13 protein-coding genes are annotated in these 16,671 nt (G+C 72.8%); 8 read left to right on the top strand and 5 right to left on the bottom strand.

The annotated features are described in order from the left end of the window. Window positions 1-7 precede the first annotated feature (7 nt). Window positions 8-1,120 carry a sugar ABC transporter substrate-binding protein gene (locus F1D97_RS02595; RefSeq protein WP_236122180.1) on the bottom strand — a complete coding sequence of 371 codons (1,113 nt, stop codon included), beginning with the start codon at window positions 1,118-1,120 and terminating at the stop codon, window positions 8-10. 992 nt (window positions 1,121-2,112) lie between these two features. Here F1D97_RS02595 and F1D97_RS02600 point away from each other — a divergent pair. Further along, the gene (locus F1D97_RS02600) at window positions 2,113-2,631 is read left to right on the top strand and encodes a hypothetical protein (RefSeq protein ID WP_236122181.1); all 519 of its coding nucleotides are present in this window, start codon (window positions 2,113-2,115) and stop codon (window positions 2,629-2,631) included. Between the two features lie 135 nt (window positions 2,632-2,766). Here the strand turns inward: F1D97_RS02600 and F1D97_RS02605 are convergent, their stop codons facing one another. Next, window positions 2,767-3,903, bottom strand: a complete 1,137-nt coding sequence (locus tag F1D97_RS02605; RefSeq protein ID WP_236122182.1) for a hypothetical protein — start codon at window positions 3,901-3,903, stop codon at window positions 2,767-2,769. Between the two features lie 4 nt (window positions 3,904-3,907). After that, complete coding sequence (gene dcd, locus F1D97_RS02610; protein WP_236122183.1) at window positions 3,908-4,483, bottom strand: dCTP deaminase; 576 nt, start codon at window positions 4,481-4,483, stop codon at window positions 3,908-3,910. Between the two features lie 232 nt (window positions 4,484-4,715). Here dcd and F1D97_RS02615 point away from each other — a divergent pair, with 232 nt between their 5' ends. Together F1D97_RS02615 and F1D97_RS02620 are read left to right on the top strand one after the other, a co-directional pair. After that, the gene (locus tag F1D97_RS02615; protein ID WP_236122184.1) at window positions 4,716-7,184 is read left to right on the top strand and encodes a GH36-type glycosyl hydrolase domain-containing protein; all 2,469 of its coding nucleotides are present in this window, start codon (window positions 4,716-4,718) and stop codon (window positions 7,182-7,184) included. A 218-nt stretch (window positions 7,185-7,402) separates the two neighbouring features. Next, window positions 7,403-8,254, top strand: coding sequence for a LolA-like protein (locus F1D97_RS02620; RefSeq protein ID WP_236122185.1), 852 nt, complete (start codon window positions 7,403-7,405; stop codon window positions 8,252-8,254). Window positions 8,255-8,349: 95 nt separating this feature from the next. On the opposite strand, the gene F1D97_RS02625 is transcribed toward F1D97_RS02620, so the two are convergent. Further along, window positions 8,350-8,937 carry a TetR/AcrR family transcriptional regulator gene (locus F1D97_RS02625; protein WP_236122186.1) on the bottom strand — a complete coding sequence of 196 codons (588 nt, stop codon included), beginning with the start codon at window positions 8,935-8,937 and terminating at the stop codon, window positions 8,350-8,352. 48 nt (window positions 8,938-8,985) lie between these two features. On the opposite strand from F1D97_RS02625, the gene F1D97_RS02630 reads away from it, so the two are divergent. Together F1D97_RS02630 and F1D97_RS02635 are read left to right on the top strand one after the other, a co-directional pair. After that, a complete protein-coding gene (locus F1D97_RS02630; protein ID WP_236122187.1) occupies window positions 8,986-9,576 on the top strand; it encodes a YbhB/YbcL family Raf kinase inhibitor-like protein in 591 nt (196 codons plus the stop codon). A gap of 221 nt (window positions 9,577-9,797) precedes the next feature. Beyond that, window positions 9,798-10,661: a hypothetical protein gene (locus tag F1D97_RS02635; protein ID WP_236122188.1), complete on the top strand. Its 864-nt coding sequence runs from the start codon at window positions 9,798-9,800 to the stop codon at window positions 10,659-10,661. 73 nt (window positions 10,662-10,734) lie between these two features. On the opposite strand, the gene F1D97_RS02640 is transcribed toward F1D97_RS02635, so the two are convergent. Further along, window positions 10,735-11,337 carry a GNAT family N-acetyltransferase gene (locus F1D97_RS02640; RefSeq protein WP_236122189.1) on the bottom strand — a complete coding sequence of 201 codons (603 nt, stop codon included), beginning with the start codon at window positions 11,335-11,337 and terminating at the stop codon, window positions 10,735-10,737. A gap of 99 nt (window positions 11,338-11,436) precedes the next feature. Between F1D97_RS02640 and F1D97_RS02645 the strand changes: the two genes are divergently transcribed. From F1D97_RS02645 to F1D97_RS02655, 3 genes are all read left to right on the top strand, one after another. Next, window positions 11,437-13,167: an AMP-binding protein gene (locus F1D97_RS02645; RefSeq protein ID WP_236122190.1), complete on the top strand. Its 1,731-nt coding sequence runs from the start codon at window positions 11,437-11,439 to the stop codon at window positions 13,165-13,167. Window positions 13,168-13,234: 67 nt separating this feature from the next. Beyond that, window positions 13,235-14,926, top strand: coding sequence for a carboxypeptidase-like regulatory domain-containing protein (locus F1D97_RS02650; RefSeq protein WP_236122191.1), 1,692 nt, complete (start codon window positions 13,235-13,237; stop codon window positions 14,924-14,926). Between the two features lie 64 nt (window positions 14,927-14,990). Continuing rightward, the gene (locus F1D97_RS02655; protein WP_236122192.1) at window positions 14,991-16,664 is read left to right on the top strand and encodes a carboxypeptidase-like regulatory domain-containing protein; all 1,674 of its coding nucleotides are present in this window, start codon (window positions 14,991-14,993) and stop codon (window positions 16,662-16,664) included. Window positions 16,665-16,671: the final 7 nt, after the last annotated feature.

Consider the following 16,671-nt stretch of genomic DNA (forward strand, 5'->3'; position numbering starts at 1 on the left):
GGCTCGCTCAGTGCTGCGCCTCGAGCGCCGCGATCCACTGCGGCCACTCGTGCTCGGCCTGCGACCAGGCCGGGACGGCGTCGGCGAGCGCGGAGAACTCGATCGCGGCGTCGGGCAGGTCGCTCGAGCGGACCAGTGCCGGGGTCACCTCGACCGACGCGCCCGGGTCCTCACCGGCGACCTTCTGGTACGCCAGGCGCGTCTGCCACTGGCCGACCGTCGCCGGGTTCGTCGCGGACGCCGCGACGAAGTCCGTGCCCGCGTCCCAGAAGTACGGCAGCTCCTGGTCGGTCAGGTCCACCGAGTACACCTGGACGTCCGTGCGGCCCGCGGCCTTGAGCGCCTCGAACGCACCGCGCGTGAACTCGTTCCAGTGCGACCAGATGACGTCGATCTGGCCCTCGTCGGGGTACTGCTTGAGCAGCGCGTCGACCTGCGCCTGCGTGTCGAGCGCGGCGTTGCCGGAGACCACGCCCGCCGTGGTGACCTTGGTGAACGACGGGTTCGCGGCGAGGAACTCGTCGACCACCGCGAGGCGGCGGTCCAGCGGCGGGTAGCCCGCGACGGACAGCACGACGATCTTCGCGCCGTCCGGGTGGTCCGCCTTGATCGCCTCGAGGCCGTTGCCCGCGAGCGCGTCGTCGTCCTGGTTGATCGCCGTGATGCCGTCGAGCGTGAGGTCCGAGTCGTACGTGACGACCGTGATGCCCGCGTCGAGCGCCTTCTGGACCGGGCCGTCGAGCGCCTCGGCCGTGCCGTTGTTGACGAGCAGCACGTCGACGCCCGCGTTGACGGCCGTGTCGACGTTCGACGCCATCTTCGCCAGGTCGTTGCCGGAGTCGTAGACCTGCAGCGTGCCGCCGAGGGCCTCGACCTGGGACTCGACGCCGCGCGCGTACGTCTCGTACCAGGAGCCGGTGGTGATGCGGGTGACGAGCGCGACGTCGAGCGGCTCGGCCACGGCGGCGGGGATCTCGACGTCGGGCGCCACGGTGGCGGCGGCCGTCGTCGGGGCGGCGGCGGGGGTCGTCGACGACGACGTGCCCTGCTCCGACGTGCACGCCGACAGCAGCAGGGCGGCGGGCACGACGAGCGCGAGGGCGGTTCTCCAGCGGGACATGGGTGTCTCCTCGGGGGACGGCGACGAGCGTCTCGTCAGCCGTGACGGGGGGAAGGGAAAGGTGGTGCAGGGGTGCTCAGGGCAGGGGACCCTGGCGGGCGGCCGTGACGTGGTCGGGGGACATCCACACCCGGCCGGGTGCGCGGGCCGGCGACTCGCCGGCGGTGTCGTTCAGTGACGACAGCTGCGACATCGCGGCGCGGCGGCGTCGGCCGCGCCGGACATTCGGCACGCCGGGGTCAGGCGGCCGGCGGCACGCGGGCCGCTCGCGGGGCGCAGGCCGCTGCCGGCCCGCCCGCTCGTGGCGCGCAGGCAGGCGAGCGCGCTGGTCGCGCGGTGCGTGCTCTGCTGGTCCACGGTGCCGTCCTGTCCTCGGGTCGGCCCCACGCTATCCCCGCCCTGTCCACTCTCCGGTCACCGGATCCACGATGCGGACAGGACAAAGCCGCAGGTCAGCCCGAACCCGCACAGACTGCCTGCCGCGCCGGGACCAACGTCCCACCCCCACCCGCGACCCCGTCATCCCTCCGGGGACGACCCACCAGAGCCGGAGCGATGACGGTCTCGGCTGACACACCATCCGCGAACCCGGGGTTGCTCCGGGAATGAGCGGGCTGAGCCGGAGGAAGCGCGGGGTCGGGGATGGACGGGGTCGGCGACCGCGGGTCGGAGCGAGCCGTGGTGTCGAGGGGACCGAGGTCAGCGGTGCCAGGGTCAGAGGTCGTCACCAGATGGACGGAGCTGTTCGACGAGGTCATCAGCGTCTACGACGGACTGGCTCTGACTCAGGACTGGAACATCGTGACGGCGATGCCGCATCGGGGACGCCACCCAAACGCTTGCCATCAGTGGGTTCTCGACAACGCGCGCCTCGCCCAGAGCCAGGCAGGCGACGACGTGGAAGAGTTCCTTCGGCTGTTCAAGCAGTGGGTCAGAGATCCGATCTCAGCGAATCCCCTGGCAGTTCGAGGAGCATGGTGGGAATGCCGACGATGATCCAAGTGATCGCACGCGTAACTCGTCCCGCGAAGCGCGTATCGGGCGACCGGGCCTTCATCCGTGACCTCAACTACGCGCCGGGACGCAGGAGCGACTACCACCAGCCGATCGAGTGGCAGCTGCAGATCGAGCGTCCGACCGACTGGATCTGCACGATCGAGCAGGCCCGCGCGGTGTCTCCGGCGGTGCGTGAGGTGGTCGAGCCGCTGCTGGGACCGACCGACGAGGTCCAGTGGATCCCGGCGACCGTCCGCACCCGCGAGGGCGAGCCGCTGCCCTACTGGGTGATGCACTTCCCGCACCCCGTCGACATCTACGACGAGGACCGCACCATCCGCGGCGCCAGCCCGATCCCGATGTCCGCAGCCCTGTCCGCCGCCAAGCTCGAGGGCCACACCGTCGTCCCCGGGCCGCTGACCTCCTACACCTACCTCGCCGAACCTGTCCTCAAGGCCATGCAGCAGCGCGGCCTCACCGGGTACTCCATCGAGAAGCGCCACCGTCCGCAATGACGACAACCGACCTCGGACGTACCAGGCGCGCCCGCCTCCCCGGCGAGGTCGTCAGCGAGACGGTGAGTCGTCAGCTCCAACTGACGACTCACCGCGGAGCTGACAACTTCGCGTGGGTGACCCGCCGACGGCGGGTCAGAGGTCGGCGGGGTCGATGAGGAAGTCGGCCTCGTCGGCGATCTCACCGCCGACCGCCGCGTGCAGGGCGCGCGCGATCGCCTGGACCACCGGCGCGCTGCGGGTGCGGGCCACGCGGTGCTCGAACGACGGCCGCTCGAGCTCGAGCTCCTCGATGAGCATCGGCTCCCACCGCACGCGGTACGCGACCACGCCCTGCTGCGTCCACGGCAGACCCTGGAGCAGCGGCGGCAGCTCGGTCTCCTCGGAGGCCTCGACCGCGATCATCCCGTCGACGCCGAGCTCGACGAGCACGCCGTACGACTCGGCCGCGGGCGGCACGGCGAGCATGAGCTCGTCGAACGCGGCGGCCTCCTGGGCGAGGCGTCGGCGCTCGTCGGGATCCAGCACGCCGTGCTCGAGGAGCGCGTCGCGCAGCCCGGAACCGCCGGGCTCGGGCATGCCGGCGAGGGTGTGCCGCTCGGCGCGGCCGGCCCCCACCATCGGGCCGTCCCACTCGCTCGTCGGGACGGACAGCCGGGCGCGCGGCGCGGCGCGCTGCACCACGGCGAGCGCCTCGGCGGGCTCGACCCATCGGTCGGAGAACACCGTGAGGTCGATCGCGGACTCCATGTCGGGCTGCAGCACCACGCCGTTCTGGCCGGTGCGCACGGCGCCGCCGAGCCGACGAGCGGCCGCGACGAGCCACAGCAGGACGCGCTCCTCCTCGCGGTTCGGGTAGCCGTCGGGGAACGCGCGCTTGAGGCCGTACCGGTCGCCGCCGGGGGCGGGCTTGACGCCGCGGTCGCGAGGGCACGTGACGTCGAACGCGGTGACGGACGTGACGGGCAGCCCGAGCGCGATCGCGTCGGCCTGCGTGACGGCGTACGGGCCGGCGAGCGACGAGTGCCGGTTGAGGCGCAGCACGCGCGCTTGCGGCTTGGCGCCGCCGATGCGGATGCCGAGCGCGGCGGTCAGCGGGCGCGCGCGCTGCCCGCCGGCCTCGCCGTCGGGCTCCTCCCAGCGGGCGTTGAGGAACCGGCTCGCGGCCAGCACCTCGACCTCGTCGGGCTCGACGCCCTCGGGCAGCGCGAGCACGTGCCGTGTGCGCAGCCCCTCGTCGGACACGGGAAGACGCGGCAGGTCACGCGTCATCGCGTCACACCTCCGTGCGGTGGAAGCTCTGCCAGGAACGGGACGCCGTGGGGCCCCGCTGGCCCTGGTAGCGCGAGCCGTAGCGCTCCGAGCCGTACGGGTGCTCCGCGGCCGAGGACAGCCGGAAGAAGCACAGCTGGCCGATCTTCATGCCCGGGTACAGGACGATCGGCAGGGTCGCGACGTTCGACAGCTCGAGCGTCACGTGGCCGCTGAACCCCGGGTCGACGAAGCCCGCGGTCGAGTGCGTGAGCAGGCCGAGCCGGCCGAGGGACGACTTGCCCTCGAGCCGCGCCGCGATGTCGTCGGGCAGCGTGACGCGCTCGAACGTGGACCCGAGGACGAACTCCCCCGGGTGCAGCACGAACGACTCGTCGGACGGGACCTCGACGAGCCGCGTGAGGTCCGGTTGCTCGGCCGCGGGGTCGATGTACGGGTACTTGTGGTTGTCGAACAACCGGAAGAACCGGTCGAGGCGCACGTCGATGCTCGACGGCTGGATCATCGCGGGGTCGTAGGGTTCGAGGGCCACCCGGCCCGCGTCGAGCTCGGCGGTGATGTCGCGGTCGGAGAGCAGCACGCGCCCACGGTAGTGCCCCGCGCGCGGGCATGGTTTCAGCGCGCTGCACGCCCCGCTATAGTCCTGTTCCGTGAGACGCATGGGAGCGCTCTCGCACTGGTTCGGCCCCTGATTCACCCCGCACCACACCTGACCATCCAAGGGTCGCCCGCGGCACCGGAGGCACGGCAGCACCGGTCCGCGCGGCCCGCCACGCAGCACCCCTGCGACGAGCACGGCGAGAGGCACCTCCATGCGTTACGGGCACTTCGACGACGAGGCACGCGAGTACGTCATCACGACGCCGCACACCCCGTACCCGTGGATCAACTACCTGGGCTCCGAGCAGTTCTTCTCGCTGCTGTCCCACCAGGCCGGCGGGTACTCGTTCTACCGCGACGCCAAGATGCGTCGCCTCACGCGGTACCGCTACAACAACATCCCCGCGGACGCGGGCGGCCGCTACCTGTACGTCAACGACGGCGGCGACGTGTGGACCCCGTCGTGGCTGCCGGTCAAGGCGGACCTCGACCACTTCGAGGCGCGCCACGGCCTGGGCTACTCGACCATCACGGGCGAGCGGAACGGCGTGCGCGTCGAGACGCTGTTCTTCGTGCCGGTCGGCGAGAACGCCGAGGTGCAGAAGGTCACCGTCACCAACACGTCCGACTCCTACAAGTCGCTCACGCTGTTCTCGTTCGTGGAGTTCTGCCTGTGGAACGCGCAGGACGACCAGACGAACTACCAGCGCAACCTGTCGATCGGTGAGGTCGAGATCGAGCAGGAGGGCCCGCACGGCTCGGCGATCTACCACCGCACCGAGTACCGCGAGCGCCGCGACCACTACGCGGTGTTCGCCGTGAACACGCAGGCCGAGGGCTTCGACACGGACCGCGACACGTTCGTCGGCGCGTACAACTCGCTCGGCGAGGCCGCGGTGCCGCTCAAGGGCGAGTCCGCGAACTCCGTCGCGTCGGGCTGGTACCCGATCGGCTCGCACTCGGTGGCCGTGTCGCTCGCGCCCGGTGAGTCGCGCGAGCTCGTCTACGTGCTCGGCTACGTCGAGAACCCCGACGAGGAGAAGTGGGCCGACGAGGCGAAGCAGGTCATCAACAAGAACCGCGCGCACGCGCTGCTGTCCCGGTTCGCCACCTCCGAGCAGACCGACGCGGCGTTCGCGGCGCTCAAGGACTACTGGACCGACCTGCTGTCGACGTACTCGGTGAGCTCGAACGACGAGAAGCTCGACCGGATGGTCAACATCTGGAACCAGTACCAGTGCATGGTCACGTTCAACATGTCGCGCTCGGCGTCGTTCTTCGAGACCGGCATCGGCCGCGGCATGGGCTTCCGCGACTCCAACCAGGACCTGCTGGGCTTCGTCCACCTGATCCCGGAGCGGGCGCGCGAGCGGATCATCGACATCGCGTCGACGCAGTTCGCCGACGGCTCGGCGTACCACCAGTACCAGCCGCTCACGAAGCGCGGGAACAACGACATCGGCTCGGGCTTCAACGACGACCCGCTGTGGCTCATCGCGGGCACCGCGGCGTACATCAAGGAGACGGGCGACTTCTCGATCCTCGACGAGCCCGTGCCGTTCGACAACGAGCCGGGCTCCGAGGTGCCGCTGTTCGAGCACCTGACGCGCTCGTTCGAGTTCACGGTCACGCACCGCGGCCCGCACGGTCTGCCGCTGATCGGCCGCGCCGACTGGAACGACTGCCTCAACCTCAACTGCTTCTCCACGACGCCCGGCGAGTCGTTCCAGACCACCGAGAACCAGGAGGGCGGCGCCGCCGAGTCGACGTTCATCGCGGCGCAGTTCGTCCTGTACGGCGAGCAGTACGCCGAGCTCGCGGAGCGCCGCGGCCTCGCGGACGTCGCCGAGCGGGCGCGCGGCCTCGTCGCCGAGATGCGCGACGCCCTCCTGACGGACGGCTGGGACGGCTCCTGGTTCCTGCGCGCGTACGACTACTACGGGAACCCGATCGGGACCGACGCGCACGACGAGGGCAAGATCTGGATCGAGCCGCAGGGCTTCGCGGTCATGGCGGGCGTCGGTGTGGGCGAGGGCCCGCAGGACACGGACGCCCCGGCGATCAAGGCGCTCGACTCGGTCAACGAGCTGCTCGCGACCGATCACGGCATGGTGCTGCAGTACCCCGCGTACACCACCTACCAGGTGCACATGGGCGAGGTCTCCACGTACCCGCCGGGCTACAAGGAGAACGGCGGCATCTTCTGCCACAACAACCCGTGGGTGATCATCGCCGAGACGGTCGTGGGCCGCGGTGCGCGCGCGTTCGACTACTACAAGCGCATCACGCCCGCGTACCGCGAGGACATCTCCGACGTGCACCGGCTCGAGCCGTACGTGTACGCGCAGATGATCGCGGGCAAGGAGGCGGTCCGCCACGGCGAGGCCAAGAACTCCTGGCTCACGGGCACGGCCGCGTGGAACTTCGTCACGGTGTCGCAGTACCTGCTGGGCGTGCGGCCCGACTACGACGGCCTCGTCGTCGACCCGCAGATCGGCCCGGACGTCCCGTCGTTCACGGTCACACGTGTCGCCCGCGGCGCGACGTACGAGATCACGGTGACGAACTCGGGCGCCGACGGCTCGCGCGGCCGGCTCGTCGTGGACGGCGCGCCCGTCGAGGGCAACCTCGTGCCGTACGCGCCCGCCGGCTCGACCGTGCGCGTCGACGTCACCCTCTGACGGGACCTCACCGCAGCACCCACCGCGCCGCCGCCGCACCGTCACCGCCCCGCCCCAGGCCACCGGCCGAGGGCACGGCGGTGGCCGTGCGCGGCGGCGCGGTCGCGTCCGGGGGACGTCGGTGTGGCGGTCGTGTGACCGCGGTGGACAACCGCTCGCCCGTTTCGTCCGACATGTCACCATGGCGTGCCACGACACGGAACCAGGGGAGAACACACATGCGCGCCATCACACGGATCGTCGGCGCAGGGGCTGCGGCGGTCCTCGCGCTCTCGCTCACGGCCTGCGGCTCGGACTCGGGCTCGTCGGACGCGGAGACGAAGGCCGCGACGGACACGTCCGCGACGCCCGCGCCCGAGAAGGACGACGAGGGCGACGGCGACTCCGGCGGCGAGGAGATCACCGCCGAGTCCCTGTACGCGGCGCTGTCCAGCCAGGTCGGCAAGGACACGTCCTACACGATGACCTCGACGACACCCGGTGCGGCCGGCACGTTCGAGGGCGTCGTCGTCGTCAAGGACGGCAAGACGAGCATGTCGATCGTCAGCGAGGCGGCGGGCGCGAAGACGCGGATCGTCCTGACGGACGGCGCGTACTACCTGGACCTCGGCGAGATGAGCGAGAACAAGTTCATCAAGATCGACCTGTCCGACAAGTCGAACCCGTTCGCCGCGATGCTCGGTCCGATCGAGGACATGGGTGACGTGTCGAAGAGCTTCGAGGGCTTCAAGGACTCGGTCGAGTCGGTCGAGAAGGTCGGCCAGGAGGACGTCGACGGCGTCTCGACGACGCACTACGTCGTCACGGTCGACCCGGCGGCCGCGCTCGCCGCGGTGGGCGAGGGCACCGTGCCGACGGACGCGGCCTCGGCGCTCGAGGAGGTCTCGTACGACCTGTGGCTCGACGAGGAGAACCGTCCCGCCAAGATGGTCATCGACCTCGCGGGCGAGAAGATGACCACGACGTACTCCGACTGGGGCGACTCGAGCCTCACGGTCGAGGCGCCGAGCGGCGACGAGCTCTCGCCGCTCACGTGGGAGGAGCTCATGTCGGGTGGCCTCGGCGGCTGACACCCGACGACGACGCGGCGAGGGCCGGGGCGCAGCGCGCGTCCCGGCCCTCGTGCCGTCCGGGCCCGCATCACGACGTGTCCGATCCGCCCCCGTCAGGCGGGGGCGAGTCCCCGCAGGAGCGCCTCGACGCCGTGCGCGAAGCGGGTGCGCGCGCGGTCGGGATCGGCCGGCGGGCTGCCGAGGATCTCGATGCCGACCGCGCCGTGCACGGAGGTCCACAGGTGGAAGGCGCTGGCGTCGACGTCGTCGTCGTCGATGACGCCGGCCGCGACCGCGGCGTCCACGCGTGCGCGGTGCGCGGCGTACGAGCGGGCGCCGCGCTCCTCGACTGCGGGCAGCGGGCCGACGGCGGGGACGATCGGGCTGAACATCAGCAGGTAGTGGGTGCGGTGCGCGAGTGCCCAGTCCCGGTACGCGTGCGCGCCGGCGACGAGGCGCTCGCGCGGGTCGGCGACGTCGTCGACGGCGGCGGCTGCGGCGTCGAGCTGCTCGTAGGCGTCGAGGAGGATCGCCTCGACGAGCCCCGGCTTGCCCCCGAAGTGTGTGTAGACGCCGATGGTCGAGCAGCCGGCGGCTGTGGCGACGGCCCGGACGGTGAGCGCCCCGGCACCGCCCCGGGCGAGCAGGTCGACGGCCGCGTCGAGGATGCGGGCGCGGGTCGTTGACGCGGCGGAAGGCACATCACTAAGTTATGGGCATAACAGCGTTATGGAGCCGAGGAGGTCCCCGTGCGCCGACCCACCGCCGCACTCGTCACCGCGTTCGCCGCGCTCGTCGCGGCGCCGAGCCTCGTCGCGTGCTCGTCGGCAGCCGGCAGCCCCGAGCCCACGGCGACCGCGACCCCCGCCGCCACGGCAGTACCGGACCTCGTCCTGACGAGCCCCGACCTCGCGGCCGACGGCACGCTCCCCGCGTGGGCATCGGGGCGGTACTCGTCGGTCTGCCAGGGCGAGAACCGCTCGCCCACGCTGTCCTGGGAGGGCGGTCCCGACGAGGTCGCGTCCTACGTCCTGACACTGACCGACCCGGCGCACCCGCAGTACGTGCACTGGGTCGTCACCGGCATCCCGGGCGGCACCCGCGGTCTCGACCAGGCCGAGGAGGGCGCGATCGACGTCGGCGTCGTCGGGAGCAGCTACCGCGGCGGCGGGATGTACGCCGGGCCGTGCGTGCCGGGCAACACGTACGTGTACACGCTGTACGCGCTCGACACCGAGGTCGTCGGCGACGCCGCCACCTCGCTCGACGCAGCGCTCGCACTGACCGAGGGGCACGTGCTCGACGAGGCGACGCTCGAGGTCGTGCCGAGCCCGGGCTGAGCAGTCGCCGCCGGGCGCGTGAGCGGACCAGCTCCTCGCCGCGGACATGCTCGGCCGACGACGCACGCCGCTCGACGGGCCGGGACCGCAACCGCGGCCCGGCCCTTCGCCCGTGCGGGTGAACCTCGTCTGCCGGGACCCCCGCCCCTTGGTCCACGCCCGATCGGGTGTCAGCATCAGCGCGCAACCCGCACGCTTCCTGACGATCCGAGGTCCCGCGCATGCGCGCCATCACCCGTTCCCTTGCCGCCGCGACGAGCGTGGCGCTCGCGCTGACCCTCGCCGCGTGCGGGACGTCGTCGGCCGGTTCCGCCGCCACCGCCGACCCCACCGGCGCCGCGACGACCGCGGCCGAGCCCACCACGAGCCCCGCGGCCGACGACGCGGGCGCTCCGCCGTCGTACACGTCGGCCGAGCTCGTCAGCGTGCTTGCGGCCATCCAGCCGGCCCGGTCGATGCGCGCGACCTCGACGACGAGCGCGAGCGGCATGACCGTGACGTCCGAGTCGGCCGTGGTGAACGACGGCGACACCATCGCGGTGGAGAGCGTGAGCGAGCAGGGCGGCGAGACGATCAGCACCGTCTTCGTCGACGGCGTGTTCTACATGAGCCTCGGCGAGATGACGCAGGGCAAGTTCGTCGAGATCGACCCGACCGACACCACCAACCCGCTCGCGGCGTACATGCCGGACATCGACTCGCTGGCGAAGCAGGGAAGCATCCCGCTCAGCGAGGAGATGCTGATCTCGAGCGAGGACCTCGGTGTCGAGGAGGTCCAGGGGGTCACGACGCGTCACTACCGCCTCGTGCTCGACACCACCGCGTACATGTCCGTCATGCAGGACGCCAGCGCCCCCGAGCTCGCCGAGGTGTACGAGCAGATGCCGAAGACGCTCGAGGCGGAGTACTGGTTCGACGAGGACTACCTGGCGGTGCAGTCGACGGTCGAGGTCATGGGCACGTCGACGACCGTCGTGCTCCGTGACTGGAACGACCCGGGCGTCACCGTCACGGCTCCGGCCGCCGACGAGGTGATCAGCTGGAGCGAGTTCGAGGCGCTCGCGGAGGCGGCCGCCGGCGCCTGAGCCGGCAGCACGTCGAGGGGCCGGGACCGCGAGCGCGGCCCCGGCCCCTCGCTCGTCGGACGGGTGCGAGGCGTCAGAACCGGAGGGTGAGGGTGCGGCCCCAGGCGTGCTGCGCGTACGTCTCGAAGCCGAGGCGGTCGTAGAACGCGATCCCGCCGGTGTTGCGCTCGCTGACGCCCAGGTGCAGCGCGTGCACGCCGCGGGCGCGCAGCGCGTCGGCGAGCGTGGCGACGAGCTCGCGGCCCCAGCCCTGCCCCTGCAGGCGCGGTGCGAGGTCGATGTGCAGGTGCGCGGGGAACTCGTCGCAGTGGGGCTCGGGCTCGGTGGGCCAGTCGTGGATGCGGTCGACGAGCACGTGGTCCTGCGTGCCGTCGCCGGGGTCGGGCACGCGCGGGTACTGGGCCCGCAGCGTGGGCCACCAGTGCGCGTCGAGCCAGCGCAGGAACTCGCGGGAGTCGGCGGTCGCGACGACGTACCCGCCGACTCCGTGCTCGTCGACGAGGACGAACGTGAGGCCGGGGTCGGCGACGGGATAGGGCCCGGCGTAGACGTGCCCGATGAGGTCGGGGTTGCGGTAGAGCGCGGTGGCGTCCCCGCCGGCGTCCGCGGTGAGCAGGCAGAGCCGGTAGATGCCGGAGAGGTCGACGGGGTGGAAGGGACGGATCGTCGGCGGCATCCCCCGATCTCACCAGAGTCGTGGGCGCCGCGTCGCCCGGATGACGGAAGCCACAAGTTACGGAGTAGTAACTTACGGTCCCGTAGGTTAGCCTGAGGCATGACCTGGAACGGGCAGGAGCCCGACCGCACGACCGCCGACGGCGCCACCGAGCCCGTCACCAGCGCCGCGACCTCGCCCGTCGCCCTCCCCCCGCTGCCCGACGAACCGCTCACCGCGGCCCTCGCCCGCGCCGCCGCCGACCACGCCGACCGCGTCGCCGTCGACTTCCTCGGCGCGACGACGACGTACCGCGCCCTGGCCGACGAGGTCGCGCGCGCCGCCGCCGCGCTCGTCGCGCTCGGTGTCCGCGCCGGTGACCGCGTCGCGATCGCGCTGCCCAACTGCACCCAGCACCTCGTCGCGTTCTACGCCGTGCTGCGCGTCGGCGCCGTCGTCGTCGAGCACAACCCCACGTACTCCGCCGACGAGCTCGCGCACCAGCTCGCCGACTCCGGCGCGAGCGTCGCGCTGACCTGGACCAAGGCCGTGCCCGCGGTCCTCGAGGCGCGCGAGCGCACCGACGCGCTCGCCGGGCTGCAGGTCGTCGCCGTGGACCTCGTGCACGACCTGACCACCAAGGACCGGCTCCTGCTGCGGCTCCCCGTCGCCAAGGCCCGGCGCACCGCCGCCGCGATGCGCGGCCCCGTCCCCGCCGACGTCCCGCTGTGGCACCGGCTCGTGCGCGCCGCCCGCCCGCTGCCCGCGTCGCACCCCGGGCCGCGCTCGTCGGACGTCGCCCTGCTGCAGTACACCGGCGGCACGACCGGCACCCCCAAGGCCGCCGTGCTCACGCACGCCAACCTCGTCGCGAACGCCGAGCAGGGCCACGCGTGGACCCGCCACGAGCGCGGGCGCGAGGTCGTCTACGGCGTGCTGCCGTTCTTCCACGCGTTCGGGCTGACGCTGTGCCTGTCGTACTCGACACGGATCGCCGCGACGCTCGTCGTGCTCCCGTCGTTCGACCCCGCGCTCGTGCTCGCCGCGCAGCGCCGCCGCCCCGGCACGTTCATCCCCGCCGTGCCGCCCATGCTCGACCGGCTCGTCACCGCCGCCGAGAAGCAGGGCGTCTCCCTGCACTCCTTCACGCGCGCGATCTCCGGCGCCATGGCCCTGCCGCCCGCGACCGCGCAGCGCTGGGAGGAGGCCACCGGCGGGCTCGTCGTCGAGGGCTACGGCATGACCGAGACCTCGCCCGTCGCGCTCGGCAACCCGTTCGACGCCTCGCGTCGCCCCGGCGCGCTCGGCCTGCCGTTCCCCGGCACCGAGATCCGCGTCGTCTCCCAGGAGGACCCCACGCTCGACGTCCCGCCCGGCGAGGCGGGCGAGCTGCTCGTGCGCGGCCCGCAGGTGTTCGCCGGGTACTGGAACCGGCCCGACGAGACCGCGGGGCAGCTCCTCGCGGACGGCTGGCTGCGCACCGGTGACGTCGTGCGCGTCGACGACGGGTTCGTCCTGCTCGTCGACCGCATCAAGGAGATGATCGTGACCGGCGGGTTCAAGGTGTACCCGTCGCAGGTCGAGGACCACCTGCGCAACCTGCCGGGCGTCGCCGACGTCGCGGTCGTGGGCGTGCCGGGCGGTGACCTCGGCGAGTCCGTCGTCGCGGCGCTCGTGCTGCGCGAGGGGCACGACGTCGACCTCGCGGCCGTGCGCGAGTGGTGCGGGCGCCGGCTCGCGCGCTACGCCGTGCCGCGCCGGGTCGTCGTGCTGCCCGACCTGCCGCGCTCGCAGGTCGGCAAGGTGCTGCGGCGCGTCGTGCGCGACCAGGTGCTCGCCCTGCCGAGCTGACGCCCGGCCGTGCACAGGTCCGGCGGAACTGCCGCCTCACCGCCGGACCTGATGTCAGACTCGGCGCATGCTCTCGAGGATCATCGCCGTCGGCGCGCTCGCGGTCGCCCTCGTCGCCGGGTCGCTGACCCCCGCGACCGCGGCCCCCACGACCGTCACGTACACCGGGCGCGTCACCGCCGCCGGCAAGGCGCTCCCCAAGCCCGTGCACGTGCGCTGGTACGAGCCGGCGACCGGGCTCAACGCCTCGACGCTCACGCGGGCCGACGGCACGTACTCGCTCCTCGTGCCGGGGCGCGTGTCGCAGTGGGTGCTGGTGGCCAACCCGTACGAGGAAGAGCGCTCGTACTACGACAACTACCAGGACCTGCGCACGTTCGCGCCGCAGTACGTGGGCGCTGACGGCGCCACCGACCACGCCTGGGAGGGCCTCGAGCTGCGCCCCGCGCCCACGCAGGACGCCACGGTCGACATCGACCTCGTGCCGACGGGGACCGTCGTCGGCACGGTCACCGGCGGAGGCGAGGGGACGGAGGTCCTCCTGGAGCGCGCCGACGGCGGCCGGACGTTCGTCGACGGCAAGCGGGTGCGCGACGGCTCCTACGTGTTCCGGTTCCTGATCCCGGGCCGGTACCGCGTCCTCGTCCACCGGGGTGGGACCTGGACCCCCGTGCACACGACGACCGTGACGGTGCGCGGCGGTGACGAGATCCCGGTCCGCACCGAGCTGCGCGCCGGCGGGACGGTCACCGGTCGCCTGCTGCGCTCCGGCCGTCCGGTCGCCGGCGTCGAGGTCACCCTGGCGGGCACGTACTTCGCCCGCAGGCTCACGAGCGACGCGCAGGGCCGCTACCGCGCGGACGACGTGCCGCCCGGCACGTACCGCATCAGCGAGTCCGGCGACGAGAACGGGTGGACGTCGGGCTCCGGCCTGCTCAAGGTCACGTCGAACGCGACGACGACCCGCGACCTCAAGCTGGTGCGTGAGGGCCGGCTCACGGTCGACGCACGCGGGCAGGACGTCGCGCTCGCCGACGCCGACGGCACCTGGCGGCGATGGCTCTTCAGCGACCACAGCCTGACGCTGCCGCCCGGTCAGTACCTCGTCTGGACGAAGGCGAAGAGCGGCTGGTCGCGCACCGCCGTGACGATCCGCTCCGGCAAGCTGACCCAGACCGGGAAGCTGCGTGCGGACCGCCCGTTCGTGACCGTCCGCGGGAAGATCACGGGCGGCGGCGCGTCCACGACCTCCCGACCCAAGACGGTCCGCGTCTGCGACCTCACGTGCGACGTCCCGCCGACGGGCTTCACCCCCGCGCCCGTCAGCGTCGCGGCGGACGGGACGTTCGTGGCCACCTCGGTCATCCCGGGGGCGGTCTCCGTCACCGCGAGCCAGAAGGGCTGGCAGCCCGTGACGAAGAAGGCCGTCACGGGAGGGTCGTCGACGAGGGTCGACGTGCGGCTGACCACGCAGGGCGGCGCGCTGCGCGTGAAGCTGGTGACGCCGAACGGCGTCCCGCTGACCGGCCGGGTCAGCCTGACGAGCGACACCGTGACCGAGTCCTTCTGGCTCGAGAACGGCTCCATCGACACGTGGGACGGCCGGATCGCGCCCGGGACGTACCGGATCACGTCCGACGAGATCGTGGGCTCGCGCGGCGCGGCCACGCCGTTCTGGCTCGACGTGCCCGGCACGTTCACCGTGCGGCCCGGCGAGAGGGTGGACCTGGGCACCGTGCGGACCGTGCTGCAGCGATAGGACGGGTGTGACCGTCGTCACGATCCGGACCCGGGCAGAACGCCCGGATGCCACAATCTGGCGCATGCTCCCGAGGTTCGCCACCGTCGGCGCGCTCGCCGTCGCCCTCGTCCTCAGCACGCTCACCCCGGCCGGGGCGGCCGACGACACGGTGACCTACACGGGCCGGGTGACCGTCGGCGGGGCCACGCTGGCGGTCCCGGTGCACGTCGGCTGGTACGAGCCCGCGAGCGGCGACCAGGGCTCGGTCCTGACCGCGAGCGACGGCACCTACGCGCTACCCGTCCCCGTGAGCACCTCCGACTGGGCGCTCGTCGCGAACCACGGGTCCGGCGACCCGCTCACCTACGCGCCGGAGTTCGTCGGCGCCGACGGGCGGGGCGACCACGCGTGGCAGGCCCTCGACCTGCGCCCCGACGCCACGCAGGACGCGACGGTCGACATCGACCTCGACGCACGCGGCTCGATCGCCGGTACCGCGACCGGCTTCGCGCCCGGGCACGCCTGGGTCGACCTCAAGCGCGCCGACGGCAAGGGACACCTGCACGACGCGCAGCGCGACGTCCGCGACGACGGCGCGTTCGAGTTCCGCGACCTCGTGCCCGGCCGCTACCGCGTGGTCCTGCACCCCGCCCGCGACGACCGGACGATCACCACGTCGGCGGTCGTCACCGTCCGGCCCGGGCAGCAGTCCGCGTTGCCGCTGGTCGCGTCGACGGGCGGCACCCTCACCGGACGCCTGCTCGGGTTCGGCAGGCCGGTGGCCGGCGTCCGCGTGACGGTCCACGGCGACGGCGCGACGCGCCAGGTCACGACGGACGCGCAGGGGCGCTACCGGGTGCCCGGGCTGCCCGCCGGCACCTACCGGGTCGCGGAGAGCGGCGTGGACAACGGCTGGTCGTCGGGCAGCGGGCTCGTGCGCGTGAGGGTCGGGGCGACCACGACGCGCGACCTGACGCTCGAGCGCGAGGGCGCGCTGGTCGTGCGGGCGCCGGACCTGCTCGTCGTCCTGGCCGACGTGGGCGGCAACCGGGTGCGGGAGCTCGACCGCACGCGCGTGACCGTCCCGCCCGGTCGCTACCTCCTGTACGCGGCCAGCGGCCTGCGCTGGACCCGCACGGACGTCACGGTCCGCGCCGGGAAGGTCACCGACGCCGGCACGCCGCGCCCCGACAAGGCGTTCGTCAGCGTCCGCGGCGAGGTCACCGGCGGCGACACCCGCGCGAACGCCAAGAAGCGCACCGTCGCCGTGTGCGACACCCTGTGCGGCGGTCCCGACGGCCGCACGGCCACCGTCCGCGCCGACGGGACGTACACCGTGAGCGGCGTGGTGCCCGGGGTCGCGCTCGTCCAGGCCGAGCAGGCCGGGTGGCAGCCGGGACGCACCGTCACGCGCATCGGCACCTCGGCTGCGACGAACCTGCAGCTGCGCCTCACGACCGAGAACGCCCGCGTGCGCGGCACGCTGCGCTACCGGGGCGCGCCCGTCCAGGGCAGCGTCTCGTTCTCCCGGTCGGGGGCGGTCGCGCTCACGCGCGAGCTCACGGGCGGCGCGCTCGACACCGGGACGGCCCGGCTCGCCCCCGGCACCTACCGGATGACGCTCGACGCGCCGGCCGGCTCGTACCTCGCCCGCACCCCGTTCTGGTACGACCTGCCCGGCGACCTGGGAACCGTGACCGTGAGGTCCGGCCAGACGCTCGACCTGGGGACCGTCGAGGTCGCGTTCCGCCGTTAGGGGTGTT

It is taken from the genome of Cellulomonas palmilytica (assembly GCF_021590045.1).
Classification (GTDB): domain Bacteria; phylum Actinomycetota; class Actinomycetes; order Actinomycetales; family Cellulomonadaceae; genus Cellulomonas; species Cellulomonas palmilytica.